Consider the following 14,346-nt stretch of genomic DNA (forward strand, 5'->3'; position numbering starts at 1 on the left):
TTGTATATTTTGAATATATTCAATTAATTTATCGCGGCACATATCAAGTACTTAGCGCCATCCCATTTCGTCGCTGATTAGCGACGAAGGGATCTTATTGTCGGTGAATTTATGTGGAGTCGATCCACCTTATTTCATTCGAGGTTTCAGTATGCGGATAATCGTTCATGCGATTCGTTATCTCTATTTGACCGGAGCACTGGCGCTTGCCGCCTGCGGCGGTGACGATGGCGGCGTGGGCGGCTCCACTACCCTGCTCGGCTCCGCACACGGCCCGGCGGCGAGCCCCGCCATCACCCAACCCCTCGCGGGGAGTCCGGCTACAAATCCCGTTACCACCACCATTGCTCAAACGCCGGCAAACAAAAGCACCAATCCTGTCGAGTTGCCTGACACGGTCCTGCCGCTCAACTACCGGCTCTGGTTTCGCCCGAACGCCGACTTGAACCAGTTCGACGGACGCGCCGACGTCGAGATCAAGGTGCTCAAACCAGTTAACGCGATCGTGGTCGCAGCTCATCGGCTCCAGTTCACCAACGGCAAAATCACATTGCAGCCGGGTAACGTACAACTGATCGCGACACCTCAAAACAAGGGCGATTACTATCAACTGCGCCCGGCAAATGGCTCAATCGCACCCGGCAACTATTCGCTGCACATGGAATGGCAAGGCATCATCAATTTCATGTCGCGGGGCGACCCGACAAAAGGCATCGTCGGCAGTTGCGACAATGATCCATACCCCGGCTGCTCGGCCGCGGAAGGCGTGTTTCGCGTAGACCTGAAGGGCACCGACGGCAAGACAAGCGGCGCGATCCTGACACAGGGCGAAACCGACCTGTCTCGGCAATGGTTTCCCGGCTGGGACGAACCGGCGTTCCGCCCGACCTACGAGGTGACGGCTGAAGTGCCTCAGGCATGGCGGGTTGTGTCCAATGCGGCGGAGAAGCCCGCTGCAAACGTTGGCGGGGGCTACAAGCTGGTGTCGTTCGAGAAGACCCCGCCAATGCCGTCGTACCTGTTGTTCTTCGGTGGCGGCCTGTTCGACGTGCTCGAGGACGATTTCACGAGCCCTCTGCCCGACGGCAAAGGCCTGCACCTACGCATCTTCACGCCGCCCGGCATGCGTGACTGGGCCAAGCCCGCGATGGACCGCACCAAACAGGCGCTCAATTTTTACTACCAGTACACCGGCATTGCGCTGCCGCTCACCAAGTTCGACACCGTCGCGGCCAACGACGCATTCAAAGCCCAGAAGAATCTGAACTTCGGCGGCATGGAAAACTGGGGAGCAATTCTCGAGTTTGCCGACGATATCTTGCCCAAGCCCGGAAAACCAATATCCACCTACGGAGACACGGTGCTGACACACGAAATCGCGCATCAATGGTTCGGCGATCTCGTGACCGCCGACTGGTGGGACAACGTTTGGCTTAACGAATCATTCGCGACGTACTTCGAGACTCGCACGACAATCCAGTTCTTCCCGGACAAATTTAACTGGATCGACGACGTAGGCGATCGCTATGACGTGATCGAAGCGGACATCGGCCCGAATGCCTACCCGATCGCGCCCAACTTCAACGCGTGGGGGTCGAACGACTTCGTGATCGGCGGCGCCGCGTTCGTCTATAGCAAGGGCGGCCACGTGCTGAAGATGCTCGAAGGCTTCATCGGCGATGAAGCGATGCGCAAAGGGCTGCGGCAATATCTGACCGACTATTCATTTGGCAACGGCACGCCGAAGCGTCTGTGGGACGCGTTGTCGAAGGCGAGCGGTCAGCCTATCGGCGCGATCGGCGACAGCTACGTGCGCCAGACCGGCGTCCCCCTGCTGTCGCTCGACACGCAGTGCGATCTGACGAAAAACCAAAACATCGTCACGATCAAACAAGCGCCGTTTCCGAACAAGAACGCGTACCCGGGCACGCAGTGGACGGTACCCGTGACGCTCGCCTATGGCGACAATCTCGTCAATCGCAAGACGCTCGTGCTGAAGGACGTGCAGGCACAGATCCGCCTGAATGGCTGCTCGGCAGTGCTCGCCAACCCGACCGGCCACGACTACTACGTGACGAACTATGCCGACGCCGCATGGAGCGCGCTGCTCCCGCAGCTTAACCGATCGACAGATCCCGTCCTGCTGCAAAGTCTCAAGAGCGAAGCGGCGCTGCTGGTCAGCTCGAACCTCGCGCCGCAGTCACGCTTGACCAGCATTGAATCGATTAACTCGCCGGCCGCGATATCGCTGCGCCAACTGCCGCCCAGGAATGTGCTGCCGGCCCCGGCCGCGACGCCGCAGAGGGTGCACCCGCTGCTGCGTTACCAGGGTGAATTCAAACTTCGGCGACAACACAGTGAGTGATAACGGTCCACGGCACGGCGTTGCCGTGCCGTGGGACGGGCGCCGTGCGTTCACGGCGTCTCGCCTCTGTTCGGGGGAAAGAAGTGTGAAAACTCATCGGCCGAATGCGACTGGTGAAAACTCATCGGCCGAATGCGACTGGCCGGTAAAGCAAAAAGATCGATTTCATAGACCTTGATGAAAGGAGGGACCGGCGACGAGAAATTATAAATTTCGGATTACTAACATATAACCGAGAGATGATATGAAAAACCTATATTATTTTGTTTGTGCACCCATCCTCGCGACGGCCTGCGCCAGTGCATTCGCCCAAGTAGCCGACAAGCAGGCCGCTGTCGACCGCGCACTTGCGCTGATCCAAGCCAATCCGTCGGCGTTCCAGTTGGCTCCGAGCCGCGTCGAACGTTCCGCCAAAGCGCTCGACTTCAATGTGGCGAGTAGCGCCGCAACAACGGCCGGAGCGGCTGTGGATCAATTTAAAGCCCGCGACGTGATCGTAGATCACGACGGTACCGAACATGTCCGGTTCGAGCGGTTTTATGGTGGATTGCCCGTGATTGGCGCAGACGTTGTCGTACATTCGAAGCAAGGTCAAATGTTGCAACCGAGTGCGACTCTGGCCGCCCCGATCAGCTTGCCGAACATAACCTCAACTCAAGGAAAAATGGCCGGCGTATCGGATATCGGCGCTGTCGGTGCAGAGAAAATTGCGGTTGCCCAGTTTGCATCGACCGTCAAACGTACTGACAGTCCGGTCAAAGTTATCTATGCACGCGATACCTCTCCCGTTCTGGCGTTGTCAGCAGCACGTTGAAAATGACCCAGCGGCAGCACATTGGATTTGACCCACCCGGGTAGGATGGGCCCTTTTTGGAGGGCCGGTGCTTACGAGGGAGGTAATCGTGGAAATACGTGTGTTGGCCCGCCAAGGATTAGGAATCCGGGAGATCTCGCGGGAACTGGGGCTGTCGAGGAACACCGTGCGCAAATACTTACGCAGTTGTGCTGAGCAGGATCGTGCGCCGCGATCGGGGCGCACGCAGAAGCTCGATCCGTTCAAAGCCTATCTGCATGACCGGGTTCGCGCAGCGCATCCGGCCTGGCTGCCGGCGACCGCACTGCTGATCGAGATTCGCGCGATGGGTTATGACGGAGGCCTGACGCGGCTGCGGGCCTATCTGCGGTCGCTGAAGTCGATCAAGGCGCCGGAGCCACTGGTGCGTTTCGAAACCGATCCGGGGCAGCAGATGCAGGTCGACTGGATTGTGTTTCGACGTGGCAAGCTGCCGCTATCGGCATTTGTCGCGACGCTTGGTTACAGTCGGGCGAGTTACGTCGAGTTCGTGACCGACGAACGATTGCCGACGCTGCTGGGCTGCCATGAGCGCGCGTTCGACTTCTTCGGTGGGGTTCCTCGCGAGGTTCTGTACGACAACGTCAAGACGGTGGTGATTGGCCGAGACGCCTATGGTCCCGGACTGCATCGCTATCAACCGGCCTTCCTCGACTTTGCGAAGCACCACGGCTTCGTGCCGCGCCTGTGCAAGCCCTACCGAGCCAAGACCAAGGGGAAGGTGGAGCGCTTTAACGGGTACCTGCGCCGCAGCTTCTACAATCCGCTGGCAAGCCGGCTCGCTCAGGATCGCCTCTCGCTTGACGCGACCACGGCGAACGCCGAGGTCGTACGCTGGCTGAGAGATGTCGCCAATGTGCGCATCCACGGCACGACTGGCGAGTCGCCGCTCGAGCGGCTCCTGCTCGAGCAACCGAAGCTGCAGCAGTTGCCGGAGCCGTGGCGCGCGAACCTGCCGTCAGCTTCCATGCCGACGATGCCACCGCCGTCGCGGTTCGATGATACGCCGCTGCAGCATCAGCTGTCAGTCTATCAAGCCCTGCTGACGGAGGCGCGTTGATGGACATCCAGCACGAACGTATCCTCGAAGCCTGTCGACAACTGCGCATCGACACGATGGGCGAGCAGTACAGCATGTTGGCAACTCGCGCGGCGGCGAACCAACTCACGTTTGCCGACTTCTTCGAGGCGCTGTTGAAGTCTGCGATGGACGCGAAGCACACGCGGACCAAATCCATGTTGCTGCGCACGGCCGGCTTCCCTGTACTGAAGACGCTGGAGGAGTTCGACTTTACGTTTGCTCACGGCGTTACCAAGAAATCGGTGCTGGAGCTGTCGTCGATGGCCTTCGTCGAGCGCGCCGAGAACATCGTGTTGCTCGGGCCGAGCGGCCTTGGCAAAACGCATCTGGCGATCGCACTCGGTTACATCGCAACGCAGATGGGGATCAAGACGCGCTTCATCTCTGCGGCGGATCTCGTCATTGCCTTGGCCGCCGCTTCCCGGCAGGATCGATTGGCCGACTTCCTGAAGCGCAACATCATGAACCCACGGCTGTTGATCATTGATGAGGTCGGCTATCTGCCGCTCGGCCGGGACGATGCCAATCTGTTCTTCCAGGTAATCGCCAAGCGGTATGAAAAGGGTTCCGTGATCGTAACGAGCAACTTGCCGTTCGGGCAATGGGACCAGACATTCGCCGGAGATCAGACGCTCACGGCCGCGTTGCTCGACCGCCTCCTACATCACAGCCATGTTCTACAGATCAAAGGCGAAAGCTACCGACTGAAGGACAAGCGAAAAGCCGGCGTGATCCGATCCCGTGCATCCGAAAGTGCTGAACAGCAACTGGAGATGCACGCCTAAGTGATGATCAGCAACATCGTTTGAACCTGGGTCAGGCGAAACCGATGGCCAGCAACTGGCGCTGACCCAGGGTCACGCAACATGCTGGGCATCAACTTGGTGACCCAGGTGGGTCAAATCTAATGTGCTGCACAACGGCCCAAGTGGGTCACTTCTAAGTTGCTGTTGACAGCGCGTATCAAGTCAATGTGTACGGTCCGTCCACGAAAGACCATTCGTCCGCGATGCGCTATTCAATTGATGCGCGCACGGGGCGCGTTTTGGATACCGAGAGCTTGATACAACAGGATGCGGCAACGGGCATCGGACGTTCTTACTATTATGGCGACGTGCCATTGACGACGGACCAGACATCCGCCAATGGTTATCGCATGCTGGATCCGAAGCGCGGCAGTGGATCGGTGCATGACGGAAGCAACTTAGAGGATTATGACGTTGAATCCCAGGCAGATAGTCTGCCGATTTATACCAGCACCACCAATACTTGGGGCAATAACACGACGAGTGATCGTCAAACGGTAGCGGCAGATATCGATTACGGTTTAGCGATGACGTGGGATTACTACAAGAACACTCATGGCCGCATGGGAGTCGCGAATGATGGAAAGGGTGTGAGGAGTTACGCCCACGTGTTGTTCAACGGTGGCGGGGGCAATGCTTCATGGGCTCCATCCCCCGGAATTATGCTGTACGGTGACGGCGCGTCCAATCTTGGTAACAAGCCGGTGGTGACGATTGATGTGGCCGGGCACGAAATGACCCACGGCGTTACCAGCAAGACAGCAAATCTCACTTATAACCTCAAAGATTCTGGTGGCCTCAACGAATCGACGTCCGATATTTTCGGAACGCTGGTCAAATTCTATGCAAACAACCCGAAGGATCCGGGCAACTACGTCATCGGCGCAGCGATGTTGCCAGGCGGGCTTCGCAAGATGTATAAGCAGGATTTGGATGGTCAATCGTCCAGTTGTTATCCGAACGGCGGATTCACGCGAACCAACCCGCACTATTCGTCCGGTGTCGGCAATCGGTTCTTCTATCTGCTTGCTGAAGGAGCAACGGTTCCTGTCACCGACTCGAAGCTGACCAAGAACCAGCTCGTATGTAACGGCGATACGTCGCTCGTTGGCATCGGGCGAGACAAGGCAGGCAAAATCTGGTACCGGACATTGACGGTTTATTTGACGTCCAGTTCGACATACTCTGATGCCAGGAAGGCATCGATCCGGGCAGCGGGCGATCTGTATGGTTCGACTTCCGCTGAAGCGAAAGCCGTGGCACGGGCATGGGCCGCGGTGAACGTCAAGTGATCCACACCGCCGTTATCGTTTCGCTTGGATATTTGATTGCCCGAAAGCTTTGATGAAGAAAATGTCTCGTGCCAAAAGCACGGGACATTTTCAAATCGGATCCATCGAACATGGTTGCCTCGGTCCCGCAACCGCACCGGGTACTTGATGTGCAAGGTTCAGTGGGTCGACGAAGAGACGTATGGACGTCCTGCCATGCCCCGCTGGCGTTGATGGTCCGGTTCGTCGTTGCACTGGTCGGACGACGCATCGAGGTCGATCTGCCATACGCCCAGCGGCTCGCCGCACTTCTTGTGAAAACCGTCCGGCAACGCGGCATCCTGCGTGGGCCGATAGCGATGCTGCGCGAGCAAACTCCATTCGCCCCAATTCCACGAAGTGCCGCCCACCAGCATGACCCGCACGGCGGCGACCACCCTGACGACAGCCTTGCTCAGAATCCTTCGAGCATGATCTTGCCCGTCACGTGATCGCCGATGCGGACCTGCAGCGACACATCCGGATAGTGCGCCTGAAACTCGTCGAGCCATGCGAGCAACACATTACGGCCCAGATCGCACGGCGCCGCCAATCACCTTGCGGCCGTGGGCGGCCGCGTTGCGCCCTGCGTCGATCTGTTCCATCTCGTGACGCCCGACGCATCGGCGTGTGTCGCCGGTACGGCGTATGCGCTGCCGCCCCGCCTTTCGATCACACTTCGGTAACGCGGATCGCATGGTCCATGCGATCGATCGCGCGGGACCCGGCGCGCGCCAAGCGCCACGCATCACGCGCGGATCTCGAGCAGCTGCATCAGGCCGTCCAGCCAAGCTTGCTTGTCGAGATCCCACAACACATCGAGCGCGGCACGCGTTTGCGAAGAACTCCAATGTTTCGAGACGTTGCTACGGAATTTTCGCTCAATCTCGTTTCTCGACACGGGCTGTCCGCTCAACCCAGGCAGTACGTCGGTCTGGCAAGACAACCTGCTCCCGTCATCGAGGACGACTGTGACCCGGTTGGGAATCGCGCCCGGTTGCATTGCGGTGAGCGTTGCGTCCTCACTCACGGTCGTTTTTCGTAAGAGCGCCTGAGTGGCGGGATCATGAATCGCAGCAGGGGTATAGCTGTCATTCGTGATATCGCCGTCGAGCATCGCTCGCACAACAATGAAAGGCAGGCTGTGATCTGCCGTTTCCTTGGTCTGCGGGCGCCACTTCTCCGGATCACGTCCGGCGGTCACGTAACCCAGATGCGTCGTGGAAATCTCGATGGCACGTATGCGCCGAAGGTCGCCGACACGCTTTGCAACGTCGATCGCGGCAGGAATGGCTGTCAAGGTATAACCCTGCGCCGGATAAGGCTTGATGGCGCAATCGTTGATACGAAAGCGGCCGCGCCGTCCGCCAAAACCGTCCACATCCAGTGTGAACGGCGTCGATACGAGCGTGAAGAAACCGGCACGTCCCTCAAATACCGGCGCAGGGCCGGTGATGCCGGCGCGCGCGAGCCGCGCGGCAAAGACCGCGTTGCGTGCCGCCTCTGCATCGGCCATGCCTTTCCAGTCAGACAACTGTTGAACCCGCGTCTGGTTCATCGCCAAATGACCGTTGACGGCCAAGTTGACGGCTTGTGTAAGTTGCGCCCGGTCCAGCCGCATAAGCTTGCCTGCCGCAAGAGCGCACGCAGGCAAACTGTATATGGGATGATCCCATCCCCGGGCCGTGAGTTCCGCCGCGTCGAGAAATCTGCAGTCGATCTCATAAGCGAGGACGATCGCAAGCAACAAGTCCTCTGCGCTGGCACGCTCCGCCTCTGCGACCGCGATGCAAGCAGCCGCGTTGTCGCTCGGGTGCCCCGGCTCGCGCCCTACGTAGAGGTCATTCAAATCGTAGTAGCGCACGGCGACCCCGTTCGAGAATGTGGCCAGCTCAGCCGTCGTGCGCAGCCCCGCACCGATGATCGTCGCCTGACCGTCGGTCGACGCAGCAACGTTTCGGCATTTGCGTACCACCGGCTCGTCGAACGCGGATATCGCGCAGCCGATCGCATCGATGAGGTGTGCCTTCGCGGCCTCGATTGTGGCCGGGTCCAGGTCGCGATACGTAAGAGTCCAAGCGTAATCGGCAAGCCGGTCCGCGATCGGCGCCGTACCCACACTGCCCGCTATTGGTGAAGGCTCTGCGTCTGCAATGCGAGGGGCAACCGCTGCAACAGCCAATGCTGCAAGAAAATCCCGTCGATTCACGCGTGACGTCTCCTATTCAGGCTTGGTGCGAGGTCTGACTATGTCGAACTCGCCAGCACCTCGTTATCCGCCGCACGAAAGCCTGGTTCTACACCAGCGTCAGCAGTGCCGCGCCATAGACAAGAAAGCCAAGCAGGAACGTCATCGCTGTATATCCCAGGACGCGCTGGACGCCAATGCCGGCCATGGCCACCACGGGAGCGGCCCAGAATGGTTGCATCATATTCGACACCTGCTCGCCCATGGCAACCGACATCGTTGTAGCCGGCACCGACGCGTGGAGCATAACCGCGGCCGGGATGACGAATGGACCTTGCACCGCCCAGTGGCCACCGCCGCTCGGAATCAGGAAAGTCACGACCACAGAACAAACGTAGCTCCAGAATGGCAGCGTGTGCGTATTGGAGACAGCAATGAAACCGTGCGCGATAACGCCCGGCAGGCCAGTTGCATCCATCATCCCCATGATCGCGCCGTACATCGGGTACTGGAGCAGCAGCGAGCCGGTTTGCCGCGCGGCGCTCCTGATCGCGTGCGCATAGGCGATCGGGCAGCCATGCAATACGACACCCACAACCAGCATCACAAAGATGACCGCATTGGCGCCCGAGAACACTACGTGCCCGCGCTGGGAGAGCAGCAGCAACGATATCCCGATGGCACCGACAAATGCGCTACCCACCCACGAGTATTCGAGCCATTGCGCCGGCGACAATTTCCCTGCCGGCCGCGTAGGCCGCGGCGCGTCCATGCCTCCCATATCGGCAAGCGCGATCACGTCCTCATCACGCGGTTTGAGCGCGGCAAAAACGATGGGCGTCGCGACCAACATCACTAGAGTAGGTATCAAGTTGAACGCCGTAAAAACCGTCGAGCTTAAAGGCAAGAGGTGCCCGGTCAATCTCTCGACGACATTCATCGGGTTGCCGTGCGTTGATTGAGCGAGCGCGATCGAACTCGATATCCCGCTCCCCCACACGACCCAGCCTGAAAAACCGGCAGCAACCATCCACGCAAAATCGACTCGCATACGCTTTGCGACCTCGCGCGCCAGCATGGCACCGATCACGAGGCCCAGAGCCCAATTGAAGAATGACAGCACGGCAACCGACAGGAAAGTCAGGGTCGCTGCCTGCACGGGGGTACGAGCGATCGAAACTACTGCGCAAAAGCTGCGCTGAACCGCAGGCGCATGTGCAAGCGCATGCCCGGTGATGAACACCAGCGTCATCTGAATGGTGAAAGTCAGGATATCGAAAAATCCCTTGTACCACCCACCGACGATGGCATGAAAAGATGCATTTGGAGCAAACAGCAGCGAAGCCAACGCGACAATCGCAGTAATGAGCAATGCAAGAACAAACGGATCGGGGATCATCCTCTCGAACAGGCGGATGGTAGCGTCCGTGAAGCGAGGCCTGGTTGCGTGCGGTGAATGGGTGGCGCTCACGCATTGTCTCCTGGTTGTCGTTTTGAGCTCCGGGGGCCGGAATTTTCGTGCATCGCGTCGGGCCGCCGGGAAACTATGCCCGCATAGGGCATCAAGTACCGAATTCGTACAGCTGCGCTGGATTCGTAACGAGGACTTGCTCCAGCACGGACGGGCTGCCGGTCCAACGGCGAAGCAGATCGAACAGCATCGCATCGTCCGGTTTGACAGTTTCAGTCGCATGCGGCCAGTCGCTGCCCCAAACGAGACGCTCGGGCGCCGCTTCCACCCAGGACTCAATCACGCCATCCAGGTCGGCGTAACCGTCTGCCGCACCGCTTTGCGAATCGAGATACGGGCCGGAAAGCTTGATCCAGGTTCGCCCTCCATCAAGTAAATGACGCACGACGTGAAAGGCGGGATGCGATGTGCCTGCCGGCAACGGCAGGCGTGCGAGATGGTCGAACACGATCGTCGACGGCAATCGCAACAGGAGATCGGTGTGTTGAATGATCTGGTCAGCCGTCCAGTGCAGTTGCACATGCCATCCGAGTTCATGCACCCGTCGCGCGAGCGCCTCCACCATGGCGAAGTTCGTTACCGCATGCTCGGGCCGGTATAGAGTGAAGCGGATGCCGCGGATGCCGCCGCTGTGCAGCGTTTCCAATTGCCCGTCTGTTACATCGGGAGTGACCACGGCAACGCCACGCGCCCGTTCGCGCCCAAGCCGGCAAATGGCGTCGAGCGTCACGCTGTTATCCGTACCATATGCGCGCGGCGTGACCACCACCACGCGTTGCGTTCCGATGCGCTGTTGGAAAGCACGGTAATGGTCGGCGGTAGAATCGTCAGAGATAATCGGTGACGAACCGACATGCATGAACCGCTGATCGAAAACATGGATGTGCGAATCGCACGCATTCGCCGGCGATTGAAGTGTTGGGGTTTTTGCGGTTCCAACAGTATCCGGAAGCCGGGCGGCGCGTGAAGCGCATGCCGTCCCTGGCAATGGCGCATGAGGGGTTGTCGTATTCATGCTTAAGTTGTCTCATCCTGGCTTTTGAAAGCATTGAAAGGCAGTCTTCGTCAAAACAAAACGCCCGAAGCGCGTAGTCGCGCGAGTTGTTCAGACGTATAGCCATGCTCCAACAACACCGAGTCCGAGTGTTCACCCAGCGCGGGAGCCGCGCTCGGATTCGCTCCTGGAGTACGCCCAAAAGCAATCGGGTGACGAAAGCCGCGGTATCGTCCCACCGTCGGGTGTTCAAAGCAGGTCATCAAGCCTTCGCTTTCCACCTGGGGATGGTCGAACATGTCTTCGATGGGACGTGCAGCGGCGCAAGGCACGTCGTCGCCAAACAACGCCTCCCATTCCTCGGCCGTGCGCGCCTTCAGCGCCGCATGCAGCCGCGGCAGGATTTCTTCGCTGTACTGAGCGCGCTTACGTACCGTGTCGTACCGTTCGTCGGCGCCAAGCTCCGGCACGCCGAGTTTTTCGCAAAGCGACCGCCAGAAATGCGGTGTATTCGCCGAAATGTACAGAAAGCCATCCCGGGTGGGATGAATGCCGGTCACACCGCCGGAACGCATGTCGCGACCGATATCCTTCGATTCGCCGTCGGCCCAAATCAAACGCGCCGACTGCATGGCAAGCGCGCTGCGCAATAGCGAAACACCAACGTATTGCCCAACGCCGCTGCGTTCGCGCTCAAAGAGCGCCGATACCACACCCGATGAAACCATCGCGGCCGCATAGTAATCGACCACCGAACCATAGACGATTTCTGGCGGCCTGCCTCGCTTGCCCTGCAACATGCAGATGCCGGTCATTGTTTGCAATACCTGATCGTAGCCGGCCCTGTCCTTCAACGGACCGGTATCGCCATATCCGGTTACCGCGCAGTAAATGAGACGTGGGTTGAGCGCATGTAATTGCTGGTAGGCAATCCCGAGTCTGGGCGGCACGCGCGGCCGGAAGTTATGCACGAGTACATCGGCACTGCGTACAAGATCCAGCAGCACGTCGCGTCCCTCTAGACGTTTGAGATCCAGAACAAGTCCGCGTTTGCCTCGGTTGATGCCAAGAAAGGCGCGGCTTTCGGCATCGAGTGTCGACGGATATTTCCGAAGGTTGTCGCCGTCGGGCGATTCGATCTTGATCACCTCGGCCCCCTGATCCGCGAGCAAGGTGCAACCATAGGGCCCCGCAATGTAGGCACTGAGGTCCAGAACGCGTATACCCGCAAGCGGCCCCGCTGCGGGCCTGCCGGCCCGATGGCCTCGCGGCGACGCATCCCGCGTCGACGAAGAACATGGCGCGGAGAGGCCCTGTTGGGTCGATTGCGTTGTTGCAGCAGAGGCGATCATGGTCACTTTACCTTGCTGTCTGCTACGCCTGCCGGCGCGGCTGACTCAGCAAGCAGCCCCAGGCGGATGGCGTGCGCCACGACGCCGCGCGCGCGCTCGATGAACGGCCGATCGATCATCTGACCGTCGACGATATATGCCCCGGTTCCGGTGACACAAGCCTCCCGTGCCGCCTCGAGAATCTTCAGCGCACGATCAATTTCTTTTTCGGTAGGACGAAATACTTCATTGGCAATCGCCACCTGAGACGGATGAATACAGCTCTTGCCGACAAAACCGAGCCGACGCGCAAGTTCGGCCTCGGCACGGAAACCCGCACTGTCACGAATGTCGGCGAACGCCGCGTCGCATGCGAATACGCCGGCCGCCCCGGCGGCGACCCTCACGGCACACATCGCATAGCTGACCGCGATGCTTTCTCGTCTTGCAATACCGAGCGGTTCGAACAGATCGCCCAACCCGAGCTGCAGTCCGGCAACCCGCGGATCTGCGATGGCCAAGCGCCGAGCAAGTTGCAGCGCAGCAGGCGATTCGATGTTGATCAGCATCTTTATCGGCACCGTGACGTCATTCACGTGCTCCATGTGTTCGATTGCCACCGCAGCAGCACGAACGTCATGCACGCCTCGCGGTTTGGGAAGGTTAATGAGATCGATGCCGGGCATGACGATCGATGCGATGTCATCGGCAAACCACGGCGTGTCGAATGCATTGACTCGCACGATGATGATCTTCGCGGCAGCCCGCGCGCGCTGCACGACAGAGGATCGCAACAGCTCGCCCAGCGCCACTCTGGCATCCGCTTTGCGACTGTCGCTTACCGCATCTTCGAGATCGAAAGATATGGCATCGGCTTGGCTGCGCAACGCCTTGTCGAATAGTTCGGGACGGGATCCGGGAACGAATAGTTTGCTTCTCATGGTCCCCAGTGTAGGGGTACTATTCATTTTGAATAACTGATGTTTGCTACTTTCAAACAGTAGGAAAACTATATTTATGGACACCACCTTCCTGAAAAACTTCCTGACGGTGGCAGACACCGGATCAATCGCGGAGGCGGCGCGTCGACTTGGCGTGACCGCGGGTGCGGTCGCTCTTCAAATGCGCGTGCTCGAGCGTGAGCTAGATACCGTATTGCTCGCGCGTTCAGGACGGACCGTCAAGCCGACCGAAGCGGGACACCGGGTACTCGAACGGCTGAGGGGGTTAGTACGGGAATTGGATGATTTGGCAGAAGTAGCGAAGAATGAACAGGCAGCAGGTGAATTCCGCCTGGGCGCGATCAATTCGGCCCTTCATAGCGTGCTTCCCGATGTCCTGTCGCGGTTTGTCAGCGCTCATCCAAACATCAAGGTGATGGTTCAGTCCCGCACGTCAATGGAGCTATATGAAGGCGTTCAGCGCGGTCAATACGATGCCGCTATCTGCCTGCATCCGAGTTTCGCTCTGTCCAAGCGCCTTGACTGGGAACTGGTGCGAGACGAGCCGCTAGTTGTGCTTGCACCGCAACGGCTTGCTAGGCGCGACGCACACGAGCTGCTGCGCAGTCAGCCGCTGATCCGTTACGATCGAAGCCTCGGCGGCGGCAAACAAGCAGATCAATATCTGCACGCCGCAGGCATCGTGCCTCACGAGCGCTTCGAGATCAATTCACTGCTGGCGATCGCCATGATGGTCGAGCGCGGCCTCGGTGTATCGCTGATGCCAGATATTGCTTCGCCGCTGCTGTCGGGATTGCGGATCGTGCGAATACCATTGCCGAAGAAGACGGAACCAAGGCGCTTCGGCGTGTTGTGGCAACGTGGATCGACACGAGAAAAGCTTGTGCGCAACTTACTCGGGATCGCACATGAGGTCGCACGAAACCCGCGACCGAGTTGAGCGTGGGGATGTGGGACAAGCCGCTTGCGGAAGCGCGCCCGGCCG

General features: G+C 59.2%; 12 protein-coding genes and 1 pseudogene. 6 read left to right on the plus strand and 7 right to left on the minus strand.

Going from position 1 to position 14,346, the window contains the following annotated elements:
* The first annotated feature begins 172 nt into the window (after positions 1-172).
* The 5 genes and pseudogenes from AQ611_RS20505 to AQ611_RS25130 form a co-directional block, all read left to right on the plus strand.
* Positions 173-2,365, plus strand: a complete 2,193-nt coding sequence (locus AQ611_RS20505) for a M1 family metallopeptidase (protein WP_374755052.1) — start codon at positions 173-175, stop codon at positions 2,363-2,365.
* A 244-nt stretch (positions 2,366-2,609) separates the two neighbouring features.
* On the plus strand, positions 2,610-3,179 hold the full coding sequence (locus AQ611_RS25125; protein WP_083237478.1) for a hypothetical protein: 570 nt from the start codon (positions 2,610-2,612) through the stop codon (positions 3,177-3,179).
* Between the two features lie 67 nt (positions 3,180-3,246).
* Complete coding sequence (istA, locus tag AQ611_RS20515; RefSeq protein ID WP_069233719.1) at positions 3,247-4,278, plus strand: IS21-like element ISRme20 family transposase; 1,032 nt, start codon at positions 3,247-3,249, stop codon at positions 4,276-4,278.
* Positions 4,278-5,084 (plus strand): IS21-like element ISRme20 family helper ATPase IstB, encoded by an 807-nt coding sequence (gene istB, locus AQ611_RS20520; RefSeq protein ID WP_059515728.1) that lies wholly within the window; start codon positions 4,278-4,280, stop codon positions 5,082-5,084. The genes istA and istB overlap by 1 nt, the downstream gene beginning before the upstream one ends.
* 173 nt (positions 5,085-5,257) lie before the next feature.
* A pseudogene (locus tag AQ611_RS25130) lies at positions 5,258-6,397 on the plus strand (M4 family metallopeptidase); the annotation flags it as partial.
* Positions 6,398-6,555: 158 nt separating this feature from the next.
* On the opposite strand, the gene AQ611_RS20530 reads toward AQ611_RS25130, so the two are convergent.
* From AQ611_RS20530 to AQ611_RS20555, 7 genes are all read right to left on the minus strand, one after another.
* Positions 6,556-6,801 (minus strand): hypothetical protein, encoded by a 246-nt coding sequence (locus tag AQ611_RS20530; protein WP_146011705.1) that lies wholly within the window; start codon positions 6,799-6,801, stop codon positions 6,556-6,558.
* A 29-nt stretch (positions 6,802-6,830) separates the two neighbouring features.
* On the minus strand, positions 6,831-6,968 hold the full coding sequence (locus AQ611_RS26480) for a hypothetical protein (RefSeq protein WP_231936028.1): 138 nt from the start codon (positions 6,966-6,968) through the stop codon (positions 6,831-6,833).
* Between the two features lie 195 nt (positions 6,969-7,163).
* The gene (locus AQ611_RS20535) at positions 7,164-8,624 is read right to left on the minus strand and encodes an MmgE/PrpD family protein (protein ID WP_069235869.1); all 1,461 of its coding nucleotides are present in this window, start codon (positions 8,622-8,624) and stop codon (positions 7,164-7,166) included.
* Between the two features lie 88 nt (positions 8,625-8,712).
* Positions 8,713-10,074 carry a TIGR00366 family protein gene (locus tag AQ611_RS20540; RefSeq protein WP_069235870.1) on the minus strand — a complete coding sequence of 454 codons (1,362 nt, stop codon included), beginning with the start codon at positions 10,072-10,074 and terminating at the stop codon, positions 8,713-8,715.
* Between the two features lie 91 nt (positions 10,075-10,165).
* Positions 10,166-11,089 carry an amidohydrolase family protein gene (locus AQ611_RS20545; RefSeq protein ID WP_083237480.1) on the minus strand — a complete coding sequence of 308 codons (924 nt, stop codon included), beginning with the start codon at positions 11,087-11,089 and terminating at the stop codon, positions 10,166-10,168.
* A gap of 50 nt (positions 11,090-11,139) precedes the next feature.
* Complete coding sequence (locus AQ611_RS20550; RefSeq protein ID WP_069236431.1) at positions 11,140-12,291, minus strand: CaiB/BaiF CoA transferase family protein; 1,152 nt, start codon at positions 12,289-12,291, stop codon at positions 11,140-11,142.
* Positions 12,292-12,422: 131 nt separating this feature from the next.
* Positions 12,423-13,340 (minus strand): HpcH/HpaI aldolase/citrate lyase family protein, encoded by a 918-nt coding sequence (locus AQ611_RS20555; RefSeq protein ID WP_069235871.1) that lies wholly within the window; start codon positions 13,338-13,340, stop codon positions 12,423-12,425.
* 76 nt (positions 13,341-13,416) lie between these two features.
* On the opposite strand from AQ611_RS20555, the gene AQ611_RS20560 reads away from it, so the two are divergent.
* Positions 13,417-14,301 carry a LysR family transcriptional regulator gene (locus tag AQ611_RS20560; protein ID WP_059519757.1) on the plus strand — a complete coding sequence of 295 codons (885 nt, stop codon included), beginning with the start codon at positions 13,417-13,419 and terminating at the stop codon, positions 14,299-14,301.
* Positions 14,302-14,346: the final 45 nt, after the last annotated feature.

It is taken from the genome of Burkholderia singularis, assembly GCF_001718875.1.
Taxonomy (GTDB): domain Bacteria; phylum Pseudomonadota; class Gammaproteobacteria; order Burkholderiales; family Burkholderiaceae; genus Burkholderia; species Burkholderia singularis.

Coding starts and splice junctions, on each gene's coding strand:
- AQ611_RS20555 (WP_069235871.1), bottom strand. CDS start 13,340: ATGAGAAGCAAACTATTCGTTCCCGGATCCCGTCCCGAACTATTCGAC.
- AQ611_RS20560 (WP_059519757.1), top strand. CDS start 13,417: ATGGACACCACCTTCCTGAAAAACTTCCTGACGGTGGCAGACACCGGA.
- AQ611_RS20545 (WP_083237480.1), bottom strand. CDS start 11,089: ATGAATACGACAACCCCTCATGCGCCATTGCCAGGGACGGCATGCGCT.
- AQ611_RS25125 (WP_083237478.1), top strand. CDS start 2,610: ATGAAAAACCTATATTATTTTGTTTGTGCACCCATCCTCGCGACGGCC.
- istB (WP_059515728.1), top strand. CDS start 4,278: ATGGACATCCAGCACGAACGTATCCTCGAAGCCTGTCGACAACTGCGC.